The 24,648-nt window shown below is 48.7% G+C and carries 14 protein-coding genes; 11 read left to right on the forward strand and 3 right to left on the reverse strand.

The features are described from left to right. Window positions 1-334: 334 nt before the first annotated feature. Both ACETK5_RS08370 and ACETK5_RS08375 read left to right on the forward strand, forming a co-directional pair. Window positions 335-943: a TetR/AcrR family transcriptional regulator gene (locus ACETK5_RS08370; RefSeq protein WP_100537805.1), complete on the forward strand. Its 609-nt coding sequence runs from the start codon at window positions 335-337 to the stop codon at window positions 941-943. Window positions 944-1,052: 109 nt separating this feature from the next. Beyond that, window positions 1,053-1,919 carry a YitT family protein gene (locus ACETK5_RS08375; RefSeq protein WP_100537804.1) on the forward strand — a complete coding sequence of 289 codons (867 nt, stop codon included), beginning with the start codon at window positions 1,053-1,055 and terminating at the stop codon, window positions 1,917-1,919. A gap of 172 nt (window positions 1,920-2,091) precedes the next feature. Here ACETK5_RS08375 and ACETK5_RS08380 read toward each other — a convergent pair whose 3' ends face one another. After that, window positions 2,092-2,304 carry a hypothetical protein gene (locus ACETK5_RS08380; RefSeq protein WP_071220380.1) on the reverse strand — a complete coding sequence of 71 codons (213 nt, stop codon included), beginning with the start codon at window positions 2,302-2,304 and terminating at the stop codon, window positions 2,092-2,094. 49 nt (window positions 2,305-2,353) lie between these two features. After that, window positions 2,354-2,926: a thymidine kinase gene (locus tag ACETK5_RS08385; protein ID WP_127593650.1), complete on the reverse strand. Its 573-nt coding sequence runs from the start codon at window positions 2,924-2,926 to the stop codon at window positions 2,354-2,356. Window positions 2,927-3,425: 499 nt separating this feature from the next. Here ACETK5_RS08385 and ACETK5_RS08390 point away from each other — a divergent pair, with 499 nt between their 5' ends. The 7 genes from ACETK5_RS08390 to ACETK5_RS08420 all read left to right on the forward strand — a co-directional run bounded on the left by ACETK5_RS08390 (window position 3,426) and on the right by ACETK5_RS08420 (window position 11,389). Beyond that, the gene (locus ACETK5_RS08390; RefSeq protein WP_100537801.1) at window positions 3,426-4,202 is read left to right on the forward strand and encodes an ABC transporter ATP-binding protein; all 777 of its coding nucleotides are present in this window, start codon (window positions 3,426-3,428) and stop codon (window positions 4,200-4,202) included. A gap of 69 nt (window positions 4,203-4,271) precedes the next feature. Beyond that, entirely contained in the window at window positions 4,272-5,291 is a 1,020-nt protein-coding gene (locus tag ACETK5_RS08395; protein WP_394055062.1) for an aliphatic sulfonate ABC transporter substrate-binding protein, read from the forward strand. Window positions 5,292-5,329: 38 nt separating this feature from the next. Continuing rightward, window positions 5,330-6,190, forward strand: a complete 861-nt coding sequence (locus tag ACETK5_RS08400; protein ID WP_394055064.1) for an ABC transporter permease — start codon at window positions 5,330-5,332, stop codon at window positions 6,188-6,190. Continuing rightward, window positions 6,187-6,999: an ABC transporter permease gene (locus ACETK5_RS08405; RefSeq protein WP_394055066.1), complete on the forward strand. Its 813-nt coding sequence runs from the start codon at window positions 6,187-6,189 to the stop codon at window positions 6,997-6,999. Before ACETK5_RS08400 ends, ACETK5_RS08405 begins: the two co-directional genes overlap by 4 nt. A 40-nt stretch (window positions 7,000-7,039) precedes the next feature. Continuing rightward, a complete protein-coding gene (locus tag ACETK5_RS08410; RefSeq protein ID WP_394055067.1) occupies window positions 7,040-8,410 on the forward strand; it encodes an LLM class flavin-dependent oxidoreductase in 1,371 nt (456 codons plus the stop codon). A 168-nt stretch (window positions 8,411-8,578) separates the two neighbouring features. Next, complete coding sequence (locus tag ACETK5_RS08415; RefSeq protein WP_394055069.1) at window positions 8,579-10,327, forward strand: RNA polymerase sigma factor; 1,749 nt, start codon at window positions 8,579-8,581, stop codon at window positions 10,325-10,327. Window positions 10,328-10,486: 159 nt separating this feature from the next. Then, window positions 10,487-11,389 carry an EamA family transporter gene (locus tag ACETK5_RS08420; RefSeq protein ID WP_394055071.1) on the forward strand — a complete coding sequence of 301 codons (903 nt, stop codon included), beginning with the start codon at window positions 10,487-10,489 and terminating at the stop codon, window positions 11,387-11,389. 89 nt (window positions 11,390-11,478) lie between these two features. On the opposite strand, the gene loaP is transcribed toward ACETK5_RS08420, so the two are convergent. Further along, complete coding sequence (loaP, locus tag ACETK5_RS08425) at window positions 11,479-12,054, reverse strand: antiterminator LoaP (RefSeq protein ID WP_100537794.1); 576 nt, start codon at window positions 12,052-12,054, stop codon at window positions 11,479-11,481. Between the two features lie 467 nt (window positions 12,055-12,521). Between loaP and fabD the strand changes: the two genes are divergently transcribed. Both fabD and ACETK5_RS08435 read left to right on the forward strand, forming a co-directional pair. After that, window positions 12,522-14,906 carry an ACP S-malonyltransferase gene (gene fabD / locus ACETK5_RS08430; protein WP_100537793.1) on the forward strand — a complete coding sequence of 795 codons (2,385 nt, stop codon included), beginning with the start codon at window positions 12,522-12,524 and terminating at the stop codon, window positions 14,904-14,906. Between the two features lie 20 nt (window positions 14,907-14,926). Next, on the forward strand, window positions 14,927-24,640 hold the full coding sequence (locus tag ACETK5_RS08435) for an SDR family NAD(P)-dependent oxidoreductase (protein ID WP_394055073.1): 9,714 nt from the start codon (window positions 14,927-14,929) through the stop codon (window positions 24,638-24,640). The last annotated feature ends 8 nt before the right edge of the window (window positions 24,641-24,648 follow it).

Genomic DNA, 24,648 nt, shown 5'->3' on the forward strand with positions numbered 1-24,648 from the left:
GCTAAACTGAGCCCGACAACAAAAGCCAGCCACCCAAGGACGACACGCCAGAACAGGTTTAAGCGGCCCTCCCGATCACGGAATGCTTGAGCGACACCATGCCTAGCCTTCGATTCAGTTAATGTACGAATGACGACTCTCTCCTCTCCTGGAACACGCTACCCGTGTTCCCTATTCTTTTTGACATTAATATATATAGTATTGGTTCTACCAAGGTGTTCCATAGAGAGCACCTATTTTTAAGAGGGTAGGCATGAACGAAGCAAATTAAAGATGCTGACATGTTGTTTATCGTACGTTGTATTAAAAAAAACCGGAAGTGTATAATGGGGTTATGCCGAAAATCGTAGATCATGATAAACAAAGACAACGGGTCGCTGAGGCTGCCCTGCGCGTTATTCAGAGGAGTGGACTCGAAAAAGCGACGGTTCGCAATATCGCGGAAGAGGCGGGTTTATCCGTAGGTTCAATGAGGCACTATTTTACCAGCCAGGCTGAGTTGTTAGCTTTCTGTATGAACCTGATTATCGAACGGATTGAAGAACGTTTTTCTTCTCTACCCTTGAAGGGACCCGTGTTTGAGGATGTAAAGAAAGTGTTGATGCAATTTCTGCCGATGGATGAGGATAGGACGATGGAGATGGAGGTGTGGATGTCGTTTGTTGCCAAAGCGTTAGTCTATCCCGAATTAAGAATAATGACCGATCATATGTACGATGGTTTAACCAAGGCGTGCCATTATGTGGTGGATACCCTGGTTGCCCATAAGCTGGCTAAACCGGAGCTGGATCTTGAATATGAGAAGGAGCGAATATACGCATTGGTGGATGGGTTAGCGATTCATCATATCATGAGGCCACAGCAGCTCGCCAAAGAAAAAATCGAGAGGATTGTCGATCAGCATCTGCGTTCTTTATGTCTGGATGACAAGGAAATGGCCTAAAAGACCCATGTCATTTCGCATGTCAACATTGACATGTCATTCCTTTTTTTAATACAATGGTTCTTCGACAGGCACTTCGTGTGAAAAAAGATACAAAAAGGAGAATGGCATGGTCAAAAAACACAAAAATCTGACAGTCGGCGAAATTCTGAAACGGTTCATCTTTATTACCATCGGTGCAGTTCTGATGGCCGTGGCGCTTGAAATATTCCTGGTGCCCAACGAAATTATCGACGGTGGTATTACCGGTATTTCCATCGTATTATCATCGATTACGCCCATCAAATTGGGGGTATTTCTGTTTATTATCAACTTACCGTTTCTGTTCATCGGTTACAAGCAGATCGGCAAAACGTTTGCATTTTCCACCTTATATGGGATCGTGGTGTTGTCGGTGGCGACTACCTTCCTGCATCATGTAGACCCGTTTACGAACGAGAAAATTTTAGCGGTGCTGTTCGGTGGCTTGGTTCTGGGGCTGGGGGTCGGTCTTGTTATCCGTTACGGCGGAGCTCTTGACGGGACGGAGATCGTAGCTATCCTGCTGTCTAAAAAGCTGCGGATGCCGGTCGGACAGATCATCATGATCATCAACGTGTTTATTTTTATTACGGCAGGATTTGTATTCGGTGCAGATTCGGCCATGTATTCGATCTTCTCATACTACATAGCGGCAAAAGTGATGGATATTGTGGTAGAGGGCTTGGACGAGTCCAAATCCGTTACGATTATATCCAATGAATACGAAGAAATTTCAAGTGCCATCATGCAGCGTCTGGGCCGCAGCACGACGATGATCTATGCCAAGGGCGGGTATTCGAAAGAGGATACGCAGATGATTTATTGCGTCATCACTAGGCTGGAGATTGCGAAGCTGAAGACGGTTGTGCAGGAGATTGACAAGAACGCATTTATTTCGATTCAAAATGTCGCGGACGTGCTGGGCGGAAGCATGGCGAAGTCCGATATTCACTAGGTGCAAGCACACGCTCTCCGTGTAATAGGTTGCTTAACGAACGGCGGTTTTTTGCAGATCTTGTTCTGCAGAAGGCCGCTGTTTTTTATAGCGGGGGAAAAGATCGGATTGCCTGAGGGTCTGATAGAGATTTCGTAGGGTCTATCATGTAAGCGATCAGGCAATCCATCTATCATTTTCGTACTTCAAAAAATTCGCATTCATCCCGCTTATGATAGCCAAGCGAACTGACGCTGGATTGCGTAATGACGGTTTCGTCGGTGAAGCGGATGACGAGACTGCCGGAATCAATCAGATGATTATCCTTGAAGATGCGTATACGGATCTGCTGCTCCATAACTTCCTGAAAGTCCTGGTCGGTTAATAGCGGTCTGACTATCGGCATGGATCACCTACTCCTTACGTTTGAATGGTGGATTGTTCGCAAAAACGTCCTATGATAAAGGGGGATTGGTATGACATTTGCGGCAAACAGGGAAGTAGGTATCATTCCCTCCGATCAGAATCTGCTCGCCGGCATACACGGGCTTACCGTCAATGACGCGAAGGTTCATGATCGCTTTGCGCTCGCAGAACCAGCAGATCGTCTTCATTTCCTCGATTTTATCGGCGTAAATCAGCATCCAGCGGCTGCCTTCAAACAGCTCGTTGCGAAAATCATTCTTTAGTCCGAAGCCCATGACAGGCACGTTAAGCTCATCTACGATTCGAACGAGCTGCAGGATGCTGTCCTTGGACAGGAACTGGCACTCGTCAACAAGAACGCAGTATGGCTTAGGCTGATGATCCTTCACAATCCCGTAGATGTCGGTCGTATCGGATATAGGTATCGCTTCGCGGCGCAGGCCGATTCGTGAGGATACATAACCAACAGCATCCCGGTCATCGATAGCGGACGTAAAGAGGAGCACCGGTTTGTTCTGTTCTTCGTAGTTATGGGCGACTTTCAAAATCTCGATGGATTTACCACTGTTCATAGAGCCGTACTTAAAAAATAATTGAGCCATGCTTTCGTTCCCTTCCTATAAGTGCAATGTTGCTTCTTTGAGTGTCGTGGTGCAAAGTTCGTTATTCTTACTATATAAGATATGACATGCAGAGTATATTGTCGCATTATTGGACGGCATTTGTCCATTGCCTGCAAGGACTATATTCTGACATATATGACTTAGGCGTGGAATGAAAAAAAGGTTTGACAACCTTTGCCAGCCGTTGTAATATAACGACATACCCAAAGAATACCAAGATAATCGACCGGATAACTGGAGATATCGCGCATATGAACAAGTACGATGATGGATGGACGTACTTAGACAAGCGCAATATCTCTTTTTTTTTCGAGATAAGAAAGCATAGCTTCCAGAGCTTAACCCTTCTTAGCTTGCAAGAAAAAAACCTTCGCTACATACGGTCAGTCTTCTTAGAGAGTATGTCCTTAGACGGTTTTGTTGTCTTTTTTACCAAGTAAACAGGTGTGAATGATTATGTTATAGGGTGGTGAGACCAATGTCAGCGGACACCTTGATTATTCAACAGGTCAACAAAATTTTTCAAGCCCCGACGGGGAATGTTACTGCGCTGAAAGGCATTGATTTGCGGGTTCGAAAGGGAGAGTTCATTACGTTAATCGGACCGAGCGGCTGCGGCAAGAGCACGCTGCTCAAAATCGTTGCCGGTCTGGACACAGCGTACGAAGGGAGTGTCTTGTTGAATGACAAACCGATATCCGGTCCAAGCATCGAGAAAGGGTTCATCTTTCAAGAGCCGCGCTTGTTTCCATGGCTTACTGTGGAGAAGAATATCGCTGGCAATTTGTCGCTGAAGCAGAAGGACATCCGCAACAAAGTAGATGAATTCATCGAGCTGGTGCGGCTCAAAGGCTTCGAGAAAGCATATCCCAGGGAGCTGTCAGGAGGGATGGCTCAGCGTGTGGCGATCGCCCGGGCACTGCTGCGGAATCCGGACGTGCTGCTGTTAGATGAGCCGTTTGGCGCGTTGGACGCATTCACGCGTTCCCATATGCAAGAGGTGCTGCTGGATATTTGGCAAAATAACCGCACGACCATGCTCTTTGTTACCCACGATCTGGATGAAGCCGTGTTCCTCGGCGAACGTGTTGTCATTATGAACCCGAGGCCGGGCCATATCCGTTCCATCCTGCCGATTGATCTGCCGTTTCCTCGCAAACGGACCGGTTCCTCCTTTCAGGAGCTGCGGACTAAAGTGCTGCGCGAGTTTGAGAAAGTGGAAGAACCGGAGTTCGACACCGGTGCGGGCATTTAAACACGCTGGATGATGCTGAACTTCTTACCAGATAGATGAACGATGGAAAACAGGGGAGAGAATCTGATTATGAACACAAAGAAAAAGAATGTCGTCATTATGTTATTCCTTATCATGTCTGTCTTGGCATCCGGATGCGCGGACGCAAACAGCCAGCCCAAGGTTAGCGCCGTGGAGAAAGGGGCGGACGGAAAGTACAAAGATCTGACCGTAAGACTCGGGGTACAGGGCAGCGGCGGTTTGTTTGGCAAGGCACGTGAAGAGAAGTGGTTTGAGGAGGAGTTTGGCAAGTTGGGTGTCAAGGTGGAGTGGTCGGAGTTTCAGAGCGGCCCCCCGATGACCGAAGCGATGGCTTCGAATCGCCTGGACTTTGCTGGGCTCGGCAATATGCCGATTATCGCTGCCCAGGCGGCTGATATCCAGTTTAAGGTCATTTCCCAGAGCCTGCATGGCCAGAAGAATGTGGCCATCATCGTACCGCCGGGCAGTACTGCGCAGACCTTAAGTGATTTGAAGGGCAAGAAGATTGCGGTAACGAAAGGGAGCAACGCCTTTAACTTTCTGTACCGGGGACTGGCGGATCAGGGAGTCAAGGTGTCCGATATCGAAATCATCCAGCTTCAGCCCGACGAAGCCCAGCCCGCATTCGAATCGGGCGGCGTCGATGCATGGGCAACCTGGGACCCGTATATCACCTTGAACACGCTGACGGGCAAAGGCAAAGTGCTGGCGGACGGCGAGCAGCTTGGCGTTCTGTCACCGTCGTTCAACATCGTGCGGAAGGATTTTGCCGATCAGTATCCGGATTTGGTCACACTCTATCTGACCGTGCTGAACAAAACGCTCGCTTGGGAGAAAGAGAACGAAGCCGAGGCACTTAAGCGGTATGCCGATGAGCGCGGCATTCCGCAGGAAGTCATTCAAGGCACCTTTGAGCGTTCAAGGTCGATCAACATTCCGGTGACGGAGGCAATTATTGCCGAACAGCAGAAAACGGCCGATTTCCAATTCGAGCAAAAAACGATCCGCAAAAAAATCCAGGTTAAAGACGTGTTTGATAATCAGTACATTGAGGCTGCGTCTAAATAAGCGGCAATTCATCTGAATCAGAAAGGAGGTATTCGTATATGCTCCCAGAAGGGATCAGCAAAGGAGCCGTGGTCATGCCCGCCGAGCCTGTTCGCCGCCAAAAACGGCTAGACCGCAGGTTCCTGCTAAAGCTTACAAACGCATTGATCGGCTGGCTTGTTCCGCTCTTTATAATCATCGTATGGCAGATCGCGGGAGCTCTAGACTGGCTCAATCCGATTCTGCTTCCGACTCCGCTCAGTATCTGGCATGAGTTCGTCCAATTAACCAGCACGGGCGAACTGATCAGGCATCTTGGCATATCGTCCTGGCGAGCGCTGCTCGGATTCCTGCTTGGCGGCAGTTTGGGTTTGGCTGCGGGCATATGGGTAGGATTTTCGTACAAAGCCGAGCGGCTTGTCGATCCTTCCTTGCAAATGCTGCGGACGCTTCCCCATCTGGCGATCGCCCCGCTGTTCATCCTGTGGTTCGGTTTTGGGGAGACCTCGAAAATACTTCTTATTGCCAAAGGCTCGTTCTTTCCGCTTTACGTGAACACGTTCCTCGGCATCCGATCCGTGGACAACAGGCTGTTTGATGTAGCACGCGTTCTGCAGTTCAGACGCTGGGACCAGATCCGCAGGCTGATCGTTCCCGCTGCACTGCCTCATATCTTCCTCGGCATCCGCCTCTCCATCGGCGTGGCATGGCTTGGTCTTGTTGTGGCGGAGCTGATGGGCGCAAGCTCCGGCATCGGATATATCATCAATGACGCGCGGTCCTTCTCGTGGACCACCGTTGTCTTCGTCGGAATTATGGTGTTTGCACTCGTCGGAAAGCTCTCGGATACACTCGTTAAATGGCTCGAAGGCAGGATGCTGCGTTGGCAGGACAGCTACAAGGGGGATGACAAGTCATGAAAAGTCAAATAGCCACCCGTGAACCAACGGAGAAGGATTGGTTGAAGGCTATACCAAAGCCGCTTCATGCCTGGCTTGCGCCTGTAGTGATCGTGGCTTTATGGCAGGCAGCGGGCGGTTTAGGATGGATTTCGGCAACCCTGCTGCCTACGCCGCTTACGATTGCCAAGCAATTCGCGGGTTTGGGTGCTAGCGGAGAGCTGTGGGAGCATTTTCGAATCAGTATTCTTCGAGCGCTCTCGGGCTTTTTGCTGGGCGGTTTGACCGGTCTTGCACTGGGGGTGTCCACGGGTCTAGGCAAAATGGCGGAGCGAATGCTGGATCCCTCATTGCAAATGCTGCGCACCGTGCCGCTCTTATCGCTGATTCCGCTGTTTATTCTCTGGTTCGGCATCGGGGAATTCTCAAAGATTCTGATGATTTCCCTGGGGGCTTTCTTCCCGATGTATGTAAACACCTTCCTCGGCATTCGAAATGTGGATGCTAAGCTGTATGAAGTGTCAAGGATCTTTCAATATTCCAAGCCGCAGCTGCTGATCCGATTGATCGTACCGGCTGCATTGCCGAACATTTTGCTTGGCATCCGCCTGTCGCTTGGCGTCTCCTGGCTTGTTCTGGTCGTTGCAGAGATGATGGGGACCAGCGCGGGCATCGGTTATATGATTCAGGACGCCAGAGCCTACTCACAGACGGATATCGTATTTGTAGGCATCATTATTTTCGCGATCGTGGGCAAAGTGTCCGATTCCGTGGTGCGTCTGCTGGAATCCAGGCTGCTGAGCTGGAGAGAGACCTATAAGGGCTTCTAGGAGGGTTGGTCGACAATTTATTAAAAGGAGTGTTCTACGGATGGGAACAACCGAACGCAGAGATCAAGAGATGCACCTGGGTGCGTTTATTTATTATGCCGGACATCATCATGGCGGGTGGCGTCATCCTGCATCCGATGTGGAGGGCATGTTTGGAATTGAGCTGTATAAGCAGCTTGCCGCCACAGCGGAGCGGGGGAAGTTCGACATGATGTTTTTGGCCGATTTGCTGTATGTGACCCAGGTCGAAAATTCCGCCTCCGGCATGCTGGACCCGCTGACGCTTTTATCCGCTCTCTCAACCGTTACGGATAAGCTGGGACTGACCGCCACGGTCTCCACAACATACAATGAGCCCTACAACGTGGCAAGGAAGTTCGCTTCTCTCGATTGGATCAGCGGAGGAAGAGCGGGCTGGAATATCGTAACGTCCCAGCTGGATATCGAAGCGCACAACTACGGGAAGACAAAGCATCCGGAGCATGGCTTGCGCTATGAAATGGCACGTGAGTTTGTCGAAGTGGTTACCCGTTTATGGGACAGCTGGGATGACGATGCGTTGGTGCTTGACCGGGAGTCTGGGAGATTTGCGGATGGAGCGAAGGTACGGCCTGTGGATTTTAGCGGGCAATGGTATTCCACGAAAGGCCCGCTGAACGTACCTAGGCCGCCGCAAGGCTACCCCGTGTTGATACAGGCCGGTTCTTCCGCTCCGGGACAGGATTTCGCCGCGCAATATGGCGAGGTTATCTTCACGGCCCAGCAGTCCAAGAAGGCCGCACAGGAATTTTATGCAAGCGTCCACTCGAAGCTGTCTCATTATGGAAGAGGAAGCGGGAGCCTGAAAATCATGCCAGGCCTGTCCCCTGTCATCGGGTCCACAGTGGAGGAGGCACGGCGCAAGGCGCGGGAGCTGCTGGAACTGATTCCACCAGCGTCGGCGATCACCGTTCTATCCGGGTTCCTGAATTACGATCTTAGCAGCTACCCGCTGGACCAGCCGCTGCCAAGAAACATTCCGGACCCCGTGGCAGCTTCCAACGGTATGAAGAGTCGGGTCCAGTTATATATGGATATGGCTTACCAAGGAAATATGTCGATCCTGGAGTTAGGCAGAAAGATACTGACTTCGAGGGGCCATATGCAATTTGTTGGAACGCCCGAACAATTAGCCGACATGATGCAGGATTGGTTTGAAGGTTATGCCTGCGACGGATTTAATATCATGCCTCCGGTTCTGCCGGGAGATCTGGATGATTTCGTGAATACGGTTATACCGGTGCTGCAAGAACGAGGCTTATTCCGTACCGAATACAGCGGAACGACACTGCGGGAGCACCTGGGCCTAACACGTCCTGAACCCGGACATTTTCGCGGGGAGGTTCACCAGGCAGCGGCGGATGTCATCTAAGCGAGTATGTTTTTAATGAACGTTTCGAGTGACCGAGTTTTGGGGGTCATCTTGGAACGTTTTTTATGTATTATAAAAGTCAGATCATATTTTTCAATTACTTTGTCAGAAATGACAAACTTCTCTGGTCATATAAGTAGTCAACGATAAGAAAGAGGGTTTGAGCAATTGGAAACGACAGCAGACCGCACGGTCCAGTGGGATGAGATGGAAGATCAGGAGTTGGTGGAATATGCGCAGGCAGGGGAGCGGGAAGCATTCGGGGAGCTTGTTCGACGTCATCGCTCCAAGGTATATGGCTATGCCAGAGCTATAACCCGGGAGTCCTACCTGGCAGAGGACGTTGTACAGGATGCGCTAATCCGTGCGTTCATGCACCTGGGAAAATTGGTCGATGCCCGGCGGTTCTTGCCGTGGGTGCAGCGGATCGTCCGGAATCAGGCCTATACCCGGCTTAAAGGAAGCCACGTGATGAAAGAGCAGACCTTCACCGAGCTTGAAGGCAGGAGAAGGTTTGATAGTGCCGGGAGTTCAGATCAGTGGAACAATCTGGACAGCATTCTGGGCAGGCTCCATCATTCTGCAACCGAAGCTGCCGCTGGATTCAACGTGCCGGAGGATCGAATCGTCCAGCAGGAGACGCTGCGTGTTTTAACGGACATCATTCAATGCCTGAAGCCACGCGAACGGCTTATTTTCGAATCCCATTTTTTCGATCAGCTGTCCCCGCAAGAAATTGCCAACTTGTTTCAGCTCTCTTCGGCCAATGTGTATCAGATTATTTCGAGATCACGGAAGAAAGTGATCCAAGAAAAAATCCGCGTCACCGTTGACTCTTATATTAAGACGAGAAGGGACTTGGGAATTATGAAAAAGAAGATTCTGTCGTATGAAGGATCGTTGAAAGAAATCAAAACTTGGACAACCGCTGCGGATGCCACGTATAAAATGCTTCAATTTACGGATCGGAAGCTATCCCTGCCGATGGTTATGGGGCTTACAGGTCATGCATTCCGGATCAACATCATTCCGGATCAAGTTCACATTGCAGGTCCAACGGCGTATTTTTTTGGCGAAGTATTATCTCGGGGACTTCATAATATCGGCTTCCATTCCAAATACGTCGACGGCATGTCCGAGGGCATCGGTGCAAATACCAATCTCCTGGATCCATCCGTCTTGGAGAAGGGCGCCATGAGCAAGCGCAGCATTCATCAGGAGCTGCCAAGGGCGCTTGATTTGATTCATAGCTCGCTGGATCGCGGATACCCTGTGCTGGCATGGGACATTTTCATTCCTGAATTCGGTACGCTGTATGGATATGACGATGAGACCAGAACCCTCTATGCCGAGGAATGCGGAAGAGTGGATACGCTGCCTTATGAGAATCTCGGAAGGAGTGTATTGGAAGATCTGTTCGTCCTGGCCATTGAGGGCTCGGTCGATTTAACGCTTCAGCAGCAGCTTCGACTTGCGCTTGAAACCGCCATCGAACAATATGAGGGGAAAGAAAGCGTGGTGCCGACGGCCGTGAAGGGGCTTGCGGCATACGATGCCTGGATTGAATCGCTGCAGGGGCGGAAGATAGAACCGAACGGTCATGCTTACAACATCGAGGTATTAAGAGACGCCCGGTATTACGCTGCTGAGTTCTTTAAGGAACTGATTGCAGCTTGGCCCGATGCGAATAAGGAAGGACCGGAGCTCACGCAGCAGTTCAAGGAAGCCAGTGCGTTATATTCGGGAATGTGCGAGAAGTACAGTGTCCTGCATCAGATGTTTCCATTTCCGGTAGGCGGGGAGCCTAATTCGGAGGTTCAAGCAACAACGGCGATATCGCTGGTAGAGGATATTAAAGCTCTGGAAATCGAGGCTGTTGCTAAATTGAGAGAGATCTTTGCAAAGCTGTCTTCATAAATACAAACGTACCCCATTTGGTATTTACAATGTTGAAATTTTGTCTTAAGATAAGACCATAATTCAATATCTAACAGAGTCAACCCCACTTTTTACTGTTTTCTGGATTCCAAAACAGTGAAAGTGGGGTTTTTTGTTGCGTAAAAGGGGGAGTCTCAGTTGTTGCATTTGTTGAAAAATTCATTCTTCGTATTTTTGGGGGCCTGCTGTTTCGGTATTCTGTCAACGGTCGTTAAGCTCGCTTACCAGGAAGGATTCCTGTTTCGGGAGGTTATGATCAGTCAATTCGGGACAGGCTGGCTTATTCTGTTTGTGCTGATGCTGTTTTTTGGACGTCAAAAGGTTACGGGGAAGCAATTCCTAAAGCTAGCTGGGGTTGGGTTATTTACATGTCTTACAGGCGTCACGTATTACCTTGCCCTTCAGAGCATTCCGGCATCGATTGCCGTTGTTCTTCTATTTCAATTCACCTGGATCGGCGTCATGATCGAAGCCATTGTGAAACGGCAATGGCCGGATAAATCCACTGTCATCTCCGTTATCATCCTGTTCGTTGGGACGATTATGGCTGGGGGGATTATGGGCGCAGGCGAGATTCAGTTGGATTTGAAAGGGACTTTATTGGGGCTGACTGCTGCCTTGATGATGGCTTTGTTTGTTTTCTTCAGCGGCCGGGTTGAGACGCAGATGTCACCGATTACCCGGAGCTTCTATACCTCAACGGGTGGCCTGATTCTGCTGACGATCCTGTTTACGCCGAAAGTGTACACGGAGATTTCCCTGTTTGACAACGGGTTATGGCTGTTCGGCCTCATCTTGGGCGTATTCGGTGTTGTTTTGCCCGTGCTCCTATTCGCACTGGGTGCACCCAAAATCAGTACGGGACTGGCAACCATCCTTGGTGCCGGAGAGCTGCCCGTCGCCGTTATCGCTTCGGTGCTGGTGCTGAGCGAGCAGGTGACTGCGCTGCAATGGATCGGGGTTATTGTCATCCTGCTGGGCATTGCGTATCCGCAGATGGCGGCGCAGAAGCGGGGCAGGGTGCCAGCGGTACAAAGATAGGATTCAGATGAAAATCATAATGCTGATAGGAATGTGGAGGGGCTGCTTGCAGCCCCTTTTCTGTGTGGGGAAGAAGGTCCATGCATCCATCATCTAATGATCTCGATTCCAAAATCGACCAGTTGCTCTCTTCCCATGATGTTCATGAGCACTTTCGCGCGCTTTTTATGCTTATCAACTTTTTTTATAAGGCTTTCCATTCCCTTCAACGGACCCGATTTAACGATGACATTGGACTCCTGGAACGTGACTTGGGAATATTCGATAACTTCACTTTCACTGATCAGTTTGAGAACGATCAGCATTTCATCTTTGGGGATCTCTTTGAAAAAATAAGACTCGTCCGGTTTTTGAGATGACAGGTGGACTTGCTGCGTATTCGATGGGAGTAATCCCTTATCCTTGTTATTGAGATAGTTTAGTGAGTTGTAAATGAAGGGATTCTCTTTTAATGTATAATATATGGAAAAATTCATTTTTGTCTCCACAAACACATAGCCGGGGAAAAGTGTTTTGATCGCATGGTATTCCTGGCGGTCTTTCTTCTCCGGTACTTTTCTTCTAGGAATCACGCTGGTTAGCAAGCTATCATCAAATCTGGCGTCAAGCCATTTTTTAATTGAAGACTCGTATCCGGTTTTAACAAATAACGCATACCATGACATAAATTGCTCCCCCACTTCCTTTTGATGAAGAAGATAATACCAAATAATTTATGAAATAAATGTCGAAACAGGGAAATCGAAGAAAAAATAATCGACTAATCTTATAAGATTAATAGTTTACAAAAAAATATTTATATAATAATATATTGGTAATGAATTACTTAATTTAACAAAAACTTAAACAGACTTAATCGACGTTTCGGCGCGTTAAGAACATTTAAGGGCCATAATGATACACGCATTGTGTGTGAATGCTTACGAAGCCTCCAGTGAGTTGGGGAGGACCTCGTAGGCATTTTTATGTTCATTTCCAAAAAGCAAAAGCTCGATAGCTTGCGACTGAGCAACTGACGGCAGGTATAAGGACCATAAGAGATCTCTATATTATGAGTTAAAACCGTCAAGCAGGGATTAAGTGGGGGTAAAACGCACCAATATTTATCTATTTGGGAGGATGGTACAAGCATATGCTAGCCTATGTATTTCCCGGCCAAGGCGCCCAGAAAAAAGGAATGGGCGAGGAGCTTTTCGACAAGTTTAAAGAATTGACTGCACAAGCGGATGATATTCTAGGGTATTCGATCAAACAATTATGCTTGGAAGATCCTGATTTTAATCTGAATAAGACTCAATATACCCAACCGGCATTATATACCGTAAATGCTATAAGCTACTTCAACAAGATTAAGCATTCGGCAAGAACGGTAGATTTTGTTGCGGGACATAGCCTTGGGGAATATAACGCCCTGCTGGCCGCGGGAGCCTTTGATTTTGCTACAGGTTTAAGGCTTGTTCAAAAGCGAGGGCAGTTAATGAGCCAGGCTGCGGGGGGCGGCATGGCGGCCGTCATCGGACCGACCGAGGAACAAATTGCAGAGGTGCTGCAGGAACATAAGCTTGAAACCATCGATATCGCCAATCTGAATAGCCCTCATCAGATCGTAATCTCTGGAGCGAGGGAAGATATGGATCTCGCCAAGCAGGTCTTTGAATCGCTTAAGGATGTCATGATGTTTATTCCCTTGCGAACGAGCGGTGCCTTTCATTCTCGTCATATGGAGGATGCGGGCAGAGAATATGAAGCTTTTCTCCAGAACTTCACGTTCCATGAATTGCGTATCCCGGTTATCTCCAATGTGTATGCCAGGCGATATCAGAGGTCCTCTATCAAAAGGAATCTGGTTCAACAGATTACAAGCTCCGTTCGATGGACGGACAGTATTCGATATTTGATGGGGCTTGGTGTTATTGATTTTGAGGAGATTGGTCCGGGAAGGGTTTTAACCGATTTAATAGGGAGAATCAAGAACGAAGCAGGACCTCTAATTGTGGATGAACCTGCATTCGATACTGAAGCAGTTATTGAAGCCGTGCATGAGGATCTGAACAAAAGCCATTTAGAGATATCTAATAAATCTGAACCGATAGCTGTGGAACAACTGTATTCATACGAAATTAAACCATGTTCGCTGGGAAGCGCAGCATTCAGAAGGGATTACAATCTTAAATACGCCTATTTGACTGGCGCTATGTACCGGGGAATTGCCTCTAAAGAAATGGTTGTAAGAATGGGCAAGGCAGGAATGATGGGTTTTTTCGGAGCTGGAGGTTTAAAATTACCCCAAATTGCAGAGGCGATTCAATACATACAGCAAGAACTTTCTGAAGGTCAAACTTACGGCATGAACTTGGTGCACAATCCTTCTGAGCCGGAAATCGAAGAACAAACGGTGGACATATTTCTTCAGAGCGGCGTGAAGGTTATGGAAGCGGCTGCTTTCATGAATATCACTCCAGCATTGGTCAAATACCGCGCCAAAAGTTTAACCCGCGATGCCGATGGAAGAGTTGTTTCGATAAATAAAATGATTGCCAAGGTATCGCGGCCGGAAGTTGCCGAGGCGTTTCTTAGTCCAGCACCCGAGCGAATCATTGCAAAGCTGCGGGAAGAAAACAAAATTACGCTGGAAGAAGCTCATATGCTCAGGGATGTCCCTGTTGCGGATGATATTTGTGCCGAGGCAGATTCCGGTGGTCATACAGACGGTGCCGTGGCCTATGCATTAATGCCGGCCATGATTAAATTACGGGATGAGATGATGCAACGGTATTCATACCCTACAAGCATACGGATAGGAGCTGCAGGTGGGATCGGCACTCCAGATGCCATATCAGCGGCATTTACATTAGGTGCGGATTTCATTGTGACAGGTTCGATTAACCAATGCACGGTCGAGGCTGGAACTAGCGACGAAGTAAAGGATTTACTCCAGCAAATGAATGTTCAGGATACGGAATACGCGCCTGCCGGGGATATGTTTGAGATGGGGGCTCGGGTACAGGTGCTGAAAAAAGGACTGTTCTTCCCGGCACGCTCCAATAAACTGTACGATTTATACCGTCAGTTCAATTCCATTGATGATATTGACGAGAAGACAAAGGCGCAGATCCAAGAAAAATATTTCAAGCGCAGCTTTGAGAGCGTATATGAAACAGTCCGGACACGCTACCCTCAAGTCGTTGAGAAGGCAGAACGGAATCCCAAATATAAAATGGCTTTGATATTCAGATGGTATTTCAGTTACAGCACGCGATTGGCTCTGCAAGGGGATCAGGAGAATAAAGTCGACTATCAAATTCATTGCGGGCCAGCCTTAGGCGCATTTAATCAATGGGTGAAAGGAACGGAGCTCGAGGATTGGCGGAATCGGCATGTAGATGAGATTGCCGAGAAACTGATGACGGAAACGGCTGCACTGTTGAACCGGAGATTTAACAGCTTTCGAATGCCTTCGGAGGAACCTGGCCTGCCAGATCTTCAGGGCAATCGAAGCGTTCAAGAGGTTTATTAAAAGTGAGGTGTACCATATAAATGAAAAATGAAATCGCGATTATTGGTATAGCTTGCCGGTTCCCGGGAGCACAGAACTATGAAGAATTCTGGGACAATCTGAAAGAAGGTCGTTCAAGCATTCAGGAGATCCCCAAGGAGCGCTGGGATTGGAAGGAGTATTGGGGCGATCCGCAGGCTGACAACAAGAGCAACAGCAAGTGGGGCGGCTTTATTCAAGATGCAGACGCCTTTGATCCGGGCTTTTTCGGCCTTTCGGCAAGGGAGGTAGAAGCGACGGATCCCCAGCAGCGGATCATGCTGGAATTATCATGGTCCTGTTTGGAAGACGCCGGGATTCTTCCTTCCCAGATATCAGGGGACAAAATCGGCGTTTACATGGGGGTTTTTAATTTTGATTATAAAGGGCTGCAGGAGCAGACGAACCAGATTATTGAAACCTATCATTCCATAGGTACGGCATCTGCCGTCATAGCGAACCGAATCTCCCATTTCTTTAACTTGAAAGGTCCGAGTTTTCCGATAGACACAGCATGCTCAAGTTCCTTTAACGCGATTCATTCGGCGGCCCAGTCCATACTTCTCGGGGAGAGCAATATGGCTCTTGCGGGCGGGGTCAGCCTTATTCTAACCCCCTCACGTCATATCTCCTTTTCCAAAGCAGGGATGCTGTCCCCGACCGGCTCATGCAAAACCTTCGACGACAATGCAGATGGCTATGTGCGCAGTGAAGGGGCAGGGGTCGTGTTGCTTAAACCTTTAGAACAAGCCCTTGAAGATGGGGACTCCATTTATGGCGTCTTAAAGGGAACTGCCGTAAACCATAATGGAAGAACTCATACCCTTACTTATCCCAACCCTGAAGCCCAGGCAGATGTTATAGCTGAGGCCCATAAGAAAGCGGACATCCCCGTGGAAAGCATCAGTTATATTGAAGCTCATGGAACGGGAACTCCAAAAGGAGATCCGATGGAGTTTCAAGGACTGCTAAAAGCTTTTCAATTACGATCGAAAAAGGACCAAATACTTTCCAAGAATTATTGCGGCCTGGGTTCGGTGAAAACAAATATCGGGCATTTGGAATCTGCCGCCGGGATTGCCGGACTGATCAAGGTCCTCATGTCCATGAAGCATAAACAGCTGCCTGGACTGCAAAATTTCAAAACATTGAATCATCGTATCTCAATTGAAGAAAGTCCATTCTACATGGTAGACAAGCTGCAGGAGTGGAAGCTTCTGGAGGGAGCAGATGGGCAAAGCTTTCCGAGACGTGCAGGCATTAGTTCTTTCGGGTTCGGAGGAACGAATGCGCATATCGTCCTCGAAGAAGCACCCGCTATGAAGAAAAAATCCGCTAAGAAGCTCCCCCAATATCTCATCTGTTTATCTGCGAAAACAGAAGAATCTTTGCGGCAGAGGGAGCTGGATCTAGCACGGTGGATCGATAGGAATGGGCATGGGATCAGCCTGACGGATGTAAGTGCAACTCTCTTGCTCCAGCGGGAGCATTTCGGAATAAGATCTGCCTATGTGGTTAAGGATGTGCAGGAACTTCGGGAGAAATTAAAGCAGGTGCTGGAGAATAGTAGACCGAATGGATATTGTAAAGATCAAATTCCGTTAATCGGTAAGAAGCAAGAGCCGCTGCTTGAACATCTGGGTAAGGTGTTGGTAACAGAACTACAATCCCTCAAGAGGAGCGATGTACAGGAATACGGCAGCAAATTGAAGGCATTAGCAGAATTATATGTAAAAGGGCATGAAGTGGATTGGAAGGCCATATTTCTCAAGGGAAAGACACAGCATGTGCATTTGCCCACCTATCCATTTGCACGGGAGCGGTATTGGATCCCAGTGGAAAGCTTCTCGGATCATGCTGTTACAGCTGAGAGAGCTGAAACCTCCTATGTTCATCCGCTGCTGCATCAGAATACATCCGATTTTTCAGAACAACGCTACAGTTCTACCTTTACGGGTGAAGAGTTTTTCTTGAAGGACCACATGGTGAAGGGTCGCCATGTGCTGCCAGGCGTAGCGTACCTTGAAATGGCACGGGAAGCGGTTGAAAAGGCATCTGGGTTATCATCCGATGCTGATTCACCGATTCGGCTTCAACATGTGGTGTGGGCCAAGCCGGTAATCGTTGGTAAACATCCGGTTCAAGTCCATATTGCGCTTTTTCCAGGCGAAAACGGTGACGTTACCTACAAAGTTTACAGTCAAACCGAAGAGGGACGCGGGGATTCTATTGTACATAGCCAGGGCAATGCTCAGATGAACACAGATCTGTTTGGCGAATTGACCAGCGTGAATATCGATCGATTGAAAGGACAATTAACCAGGGCAAACGATACGGTGAAGCATTTTTATGAGACTTTTCAGCGCTCCGGAATTCATTATGGTCCAGCCCACCAAGGGATAGAAGAGGTATACAGCGGGGGCGGCCGCGTACTGGTCAAGCTGCTGTTGCCTTCCTTGATCGAGAGTACAGCAGCTCGATATATTCTGCATCCCAGCCTCCTGGATTCGGCTTTGCAAGCCGCAATGATTCTGATGCTTGGTTCGGAGAAGCAAGACACTTCCGACGGCAAAGTTTCATCGCGGCTTTTTCTTCCGTTTGCACTTGAACAACTCGATGTGTTACAGAGATGCTCTTCAGTCATGTGGGCACATGTTCAATACAGCAATCAAAATACCACTGGAGGACAGTCAAAGAAAGTTGATATTGACCTTTATGATGAGCAAGGAACGTTGTGTGTGAGGATGAGAGAATTATCCTGGAGAAAACGAAGTGAAGAGGAAACCTTGCTCCAATCACGGACGGATTCGGACACGCTCATGCTGCACCCTATTTGGAAGGAACAGGTTATTTCGAGGGATACGACTTTCGCGAGCTACGAAGACTATTGTATCGTGCTTTGCGAAATGGACGATGTGGTGAAGGAGCGCATAGAAACCGATGTAAACGAAGCTCGCATTCTATCCTTGCAATCCAACCGTAACGGGATAAAGGAGCGGTTTCAAGATTACTCGGTAAAGCTGTTAAAGGAACTTCAAAGCATTCTTAAAGCCGGAACGAGGACGAAAGCGTTTATACAAATCGTATTCTCCAGGCATGGAGACCAACAGCTAATCTCCGGTTTGGCTGGACTTCTTAAGACAGCCAGACTCGAGAATCCAAAACTCGCGGCCCAGATGATTGAGGTCGATTCGGGAGAAACGCCGGAGGAACTCGTCTCCAAGCTGAAAAGCAATCTTCAGGACACCCGGGATTTCCATATCCGGTACGAGTCAGGGAAGCGATTGGTCAAAAGCTGGGATCAGGTTGAAGCTATGCAGTCAGAAGATAGCAATCCGTGGAAAGACACAGGGACGTACTTGATCACGGGTGGAATGGGCGGACTCGGTTTCATCTTTGCTAATGAGATTGCCAAACGCACAAAGGGTGCGACGTTGATTCTAACCGGCCGTTCTGATCTCAGCAACGAAATGGAGTCTCAACTGGAGGAAATAAGAGTACATGGGGCCCAAGCGGAATACTGGCAGGCTGATGTGACCAAGGGCAAGGAAGTAGATGACCTAATCCAGCGTGTCACAGCTGAGTTTGGTGGTCTCAGTGGAATCATTCATAGCGCTGGAGTGATTAAAGACAGTCTTATTCTTAATAAAACTGTAGAAAACCTGCAGGCTGTATTGGCACCGAAAGTGGAAGGGATCGTAAACTTGGATCAGGCGAGCAAGGAATTGAAGCTTGATCTATTTGTCGTTTTTTCATCGGTATTCGGAATCGTGGGCAACCCGGGTCAGGCGGACTATTGCTCGGCTAATGCCTTTATGGATGCTTATGCCACGTACCGAAACGAGCTTGTTCGTTCGAAGGAGCGTAGCGGGCACACCCTGTCCATGAATTGGCCTTTATGGAAAGACGGCGGGATGCATGTCGATGAAAAGACCGAACAGATGATGATGCAGCAGTTAGGTATGGCGGCTATCGATACAGGCTCGGCTGTCCTTGCTTTCTATCAAGCGTGGGCTTCCCGTAATGACCAGGTTCTCGTCATGGAAGGGGATTTAGAGCATTTTTATACAAAACTCACAGAAAAACAGAATGTGGAAGATACGCCAATCGAAGCGATTCAAGGGAAAGGACATGAAGATCATGAGCTCTTCCCGGGTATGAGTGAGGACGATTTTACGGAAAAGGCAATTAGCTTCGTGAAAAAACAGATTTCGACCGTCTTGAGGCTGCCCGTACAGCGAATTGAAACGGATGCCCCGATGGAGCATTACGGCATTGATTCCATCATGACCACCCAATTGACGAATGAATTGGAGAAAACGTTTGGCTCGCTGTCCAAAACGTTGTTTTTCGAATATCAGAATATCAGGGAATTGACCGGGTATTTCATCAAATCATACCGTGATAAGTTGGTGAGCGTGCTGGGAGAGAGGGGGTCTGCAGAACCCTCAGTTCAGCTTGCAGCGCCTTCCGTTTCAACGAAAGGACCGGATGTATCGCATCCTGCCAGCCTTAGACGTTCGCGTTTTGGACAGCCAACCATTAAGCAACAGGATGAACATGCGTCTACCGCGATGGATATTGCCATTATCGGAATGTCCGGGCGTTATCCCGGCGCCGAGAATATACGGCAGTTTTGGGAGGTACTGAAGAATGGCAAGGATTGCATTACGGAAATACCGAACGACCGCTGGGATTACAATCTATATTATGACGAGGATCGCAACAAACCAGGAACAGCCAACAGTAAATGGGGGGGCTTTCTCAAAGGGGTCGATCGATTTGATCCCTTGTTTTTTAATATATCCCCTCGGGAAGCGGAGATGATGGATCCGCAAGAACGCCTGTTTCTGCAATGTGTCAATGAAACCCTTGAGGATGCGGGATATACCCGGGAAACCCTGGGCTTATACAGCGATTTTGGCTTGGAAGGTAGTGTGGGCGTCTATGTCGGTGCCATGTATCAGGAATATCAGCTCTACGGTGCTCAGGAGCAAGCAAGGGGGAATCCTCTGGCACTACCCGGACTGCCAGCATCCATCGCCAATCGGGTGTCTTATTTCTTCAACTTCCATGGCCCAAGTATGACCATAGATACGATGTGTTCTTCATCCTTGACGGCCATTCATCTGGCTTGTCAAAGCTTGCTGACGGGAGAATGCAAGGTATCGATTGCGGGCGGGGTTAATGTTTCGATTCATCCCAATAAATATCTGTATCTGTCACAGGGGAAGTTTATCTCCAGCAGAGGAAGATGTGAGAGTTTTGGCGAGGGAGGAGAGGGATACGTGCCTGGTGAGGGAGTAGGAGCCGTTCTTCTTAAACCGCTGTCCCATGCCATGGAGGATCGAGACCAGATTTATGGAATTATTAAGGCGACTGCAATCAATCACGGGGGGAAAACCAACGGATACACGGTACCGAATCCCAAAGCCCAGTCCAGCGTAATTGGACGAGCATTCAAGAAGGCGGGGATTGATCCGCGCACGATCAGCTATATGGAGGCGCACGGAACGGGAACCTCGCTGGGGGATCCAATTGAAATAACGGGATTACACAACATCTTTCAGGAATACACAGGGGATAAGCAGTTTTGTGCGCTCGGTTCTGCAAAATCGAATATTGGACATTGTGAGAGTGCGGCTGGAATCGCAGGCTTGACCAAAGTTCTGCTTCAGCTTAAATACAAGCAGCTGGTGCCTTCATTGCATTCGCGGGTTTTGAACCCCAACATCGACTTTAGCCAGACTCCATTTGTTGTGCAGCAAGAGCTTGCGGAGTGGAAAAGACCTGTCCTCGAGTTGAATGGAGTAATGAAGGAGTACCCAAGAATTGCAGGAATATCGTCCTTTGGTGCGGGAGGGTCCAATGCCCACCTCGTCATTGAGGAGTATATCCCCGGAGTCGAGGAGTCTTCACCAATCATCATGGAAGGTCTAAATCCGGTCATCATTGTGCTATCAGGCAAAAGCGAAGAACAGCTGAGGATACAGGCGCAGCGTCTTCTCGCGGATATCAGCGACCAACCGCAAGAAGATTCCAGCCTTATTGACATGGCTTACACTCTACAAGTAGGACGGGAAGCCATGGAGGAACGATTGGCTGTGATTGTATCTACAATGAAAGAGCTGATCGATAAACTAAGAGAATATATCGAAGGCCGCGATCATGTGGACGGTATCTATTATGGTCAGGTAAGACGGAACAAAGAAGCGCTATCTGTATTTACAAGAGACGAAGAACTGCAGGAAGCCATTGCTAAATGGATTCAGCGTAGAAAATATGACAAGCTCGCAAGTCTCTGGGTTAAAGGATTGGATGTGGAATGGAGCCGGCTTTATGAGAATACGAAGCCACGCCGAATCAGCTTGCCCACCTATCCGTTTTTCGAAGATCGCTACTGGGTTCCCGAACCGAGTAACGCTCAGGCGTGGAGCAATCCGGAGCCCAAGCGAGAACTTGTAGTCTCTAACCGGGAAAAAAGTCCAGTTGAGCGTAAAGTGAGCTATTTGAATAAAAAGTGGGAACTGACTGCCATAGATGGTTCTGCCGACCGAAGCAAATCCGTTACGCAATCCATTGCGATATTGACTACGCAGGAAACGATGGAGTTAGCTATTCACATATCCAGGCATTTTAAAAGCAGCCGGATCATTGATATTCAGGATATGGCACGCGAGTTTCATCAGACTGAACAGGATTGGAACCAATATGGCGGCTGTATCGACGTTGTAGGCTGCGGGTTGAATACAACGGGGCTGACCGGATGGGTTCCCTGGCTCCAGAAATGGATCGAGCATGCTGACACAGACGGCCTAACACTGCTTGGGGTAACGAAATGTCTGGAGTCTTTCCAGAATGCTGAAGTCAACTTGTCCGGTGCCGAACGCGCTGGACTGTACAGAATGCTGCAGAGTGAATACAGTCGCCTGAGCTCACGGCATGTGGATGTGGATGCTGAGACGGATGTTCAGATCATTGCTGAACAGATCGTTAACGAATATGCTACCGAAAGCCGGGACACGGAAATCTGTTACCGGAGCGGTAAGCGATATCGGGCTTCGCTGGAAGAGTTGAAGGGGGCGATTTCCGATAAAGAAGCGTTCGCTTTCCCCGAGGATCATGTGCTTTGGATTACAGGAGGTACAAGGGGGATCGGTTACCTATGCGCCAGACATTTTGTACAGAAATATGGCGTTAAGAAGCTGGTTCTGACAGGTCGGGAGGTTTTGCCTTCACGTGAAGAATGGAGTCTCTATAAGGGGCAAAAAACGCCGGTAGCACAAAAAATTCAGGCGATTCAGGTGTTGGAAGAACTTCAGGCAGAAGTGAAAATCTTGTCGGTATCATTATCGGATGAGCAAGCTGTTCGGCAGAGCATGGAGTCGGTCAAAAGGACAATGGGGCCCATCGGAGGCGTTATTCATTGTGCGGGGCGGATTGACACCCATAATCCAGCGTTTATTAGAAAATCCGTTGAAGGAATCGAGCAGGTCTTCGAACCGAAAGTGTCAGGCCTTCGAGTACTCTACGAGTGCTTCCGAAATGAATCTTTATCGTTCTTTCTGCTCTTCTCTTCGGTTTCGTCCACGATTCCTGCTTTAGCTTCCGGACAGAGTGATTATGGAATGGCGAATGCGTATATGGATTATTTTGCGGAGAAAGCGAAACATACGGTACCCATTGCCAGCATTCAGTGGCCGAGCTGGAAAGAGGCGGGAATGGGCGAAGTGAGAAGCAGGGCCTATGAGCAGACGGGTTTGCTGAGCATAACCAATGAAGAGGGCTTACAGCTGTTGGATCAGATTCTTTCAAACCGAATACCATCGGTGGTTATGCCGGCTTTGGTCAATGCCGAATTGTGGAATCCCGGCAAGCTTATGCAGATTGCCATCCACGGAAGCCTGCAAGGCAGGCTGAGACAAGGCGGGCAAAAGCCGGAGTCCAATTCGAACAAGAGTCCCCAAGGCCTGTTGAATCAAACGCGAGCATGGCTTACGGAGCTGCTGGCCGAAGAACTGAAAATTCCTGTTACGAAACTGGAGCCCGATATAGCTTTCCAAGATTATGGTGTAGATTCAATCATGATCGCTCAATTGCTTCGACGAATCAATCAGCTGGCCGGGTTGGATTTGGAGCCTACCCTGCTATTTGAATATCCGACCATAGAATCATTGGCAGGCTGGATGGTCAATGCTCATTCTGCTGCGGTATCGCAGATGCTGGGGACTGCGGATATTGGTGAATCCATGTCTGACGTAAAGGCATCATCACCTCAGGCGCCGATGGCTTTGTTAGAAAGCGGAGCATCAAGGAAAGGACTTCCAGGCGAGCCTGCCACGGGTATAGCGGTGGTAGGATTGTCATGCCGATTCCCTGGTGCCGGTTCACTTGAGGACTATTGGAGGATTTTGTCCGAAGGGATATCGGCCATTCGGCAGGTTCCGTATGAACGGTGGGGGCACTCCACCTCTTATTACGCTGGAATGCTTGAGGAAATCTCAAGCTTTGATCCGTCCTTTTTCCTGATCCCGCAAGAAGATGCCAGAGTCATGGATCCGCAGGCACTGTTGGTGCTGGAAGAAAGTCTGAAGCTGATATGTCATGCTGGATATTCGTGGCAAGAATTAAAGGGCAAGCCGATGGGAGTCTATATTGGAGCTCGAACGCAGCATCAACCGGAGGAATCCGACTTATACCAAGCGCGTAATCCGATTGTGGCGATTGGGCAGAACTATCTGGCTGCCAATATTTCACATTTCCTTGACCTTCGTGGTCCAAGCGTTGTAGTGGATACAGCATGCTCTTCGGCGCTGGTAGCGATGAACATGGCGGTACAAGCTCTGCGAGCAGGCGATATCGATTCGGCGATTGTCGGAGGCGCGAGTCTGCTAACTACTGACCGTGCACACAAAATTTTTGAACAACGCGGGATCTTAAGTCCGGTACAGGACTTCCATATGTTTGACAAACGGGCTGAAGGTATCGTGCTGGGAGAAGGCGCAGGTATGGTTCTGTTAAAAACGGTGGAGCAAGCTATTGCCGATGGCGATCGGATCTATGCAGTCATTAAGGGCTTGGCCGTTAATAACGACGGGCGAACGGCAGGACCGTCAACTCCGAATATTCAAGCGCAAAGGGATGTATTACAGACTGCCTTGCGCAAGAGTGGAAGGCATCCCGAGGAGATCAGTTATATTGAAACGAATGGCTCGGGTACCACGGTGACCGATTTACTGGAGCTTAAAGCGATTCATTCGATTTATCGGGAATCGAGCACGGTTCCGCTGGGGCTGGGATCGATGAAACCTAATATCGGACATCCACTTTGTGCAGAAGGCATTGCCAGTTTTATTAAAGTGGTGTTGATGCTGCATCACGGGCAATTCGTTCCTTTTTTATCAGGCGGAGAAGCGATGGTTCACTATGATATGGAATCATCTCCGTTCTATTTTAGTAGAGAAAAAACCGAGTGGGCGCATACATCCAGAGTGGCGGCAATTAACTGTTTTGCGGACGGAGGAACCAACGCCCATGTGATCCTGGAGGATGGCGCAGGGGTGCCTCTTCAACGTGATAGAAGGCAGCCTTTACCGGTTCCGGTTTTAAACAGGCGGCAGTTATGGGAGACACAAGCTCATTCCAAAACCTTATCAAGCGGCAGAAAAACAGCAGCAAACGTTCCGCAGGGCATTTTTTGGGAAAATTTCGACTAGGAGGGAGC

Source organism: Paenibacillus ilasis, from assembly GCF_043195395.1.
In the GTDB taxonomy this organism is placed as follows: domain Bacteria; phylum Bacillota; class Bacilli; order Paenibacillales; family Paenibacillaceae; genus Paenibacillus_AQ; species Paenibacillus_AQ lautus.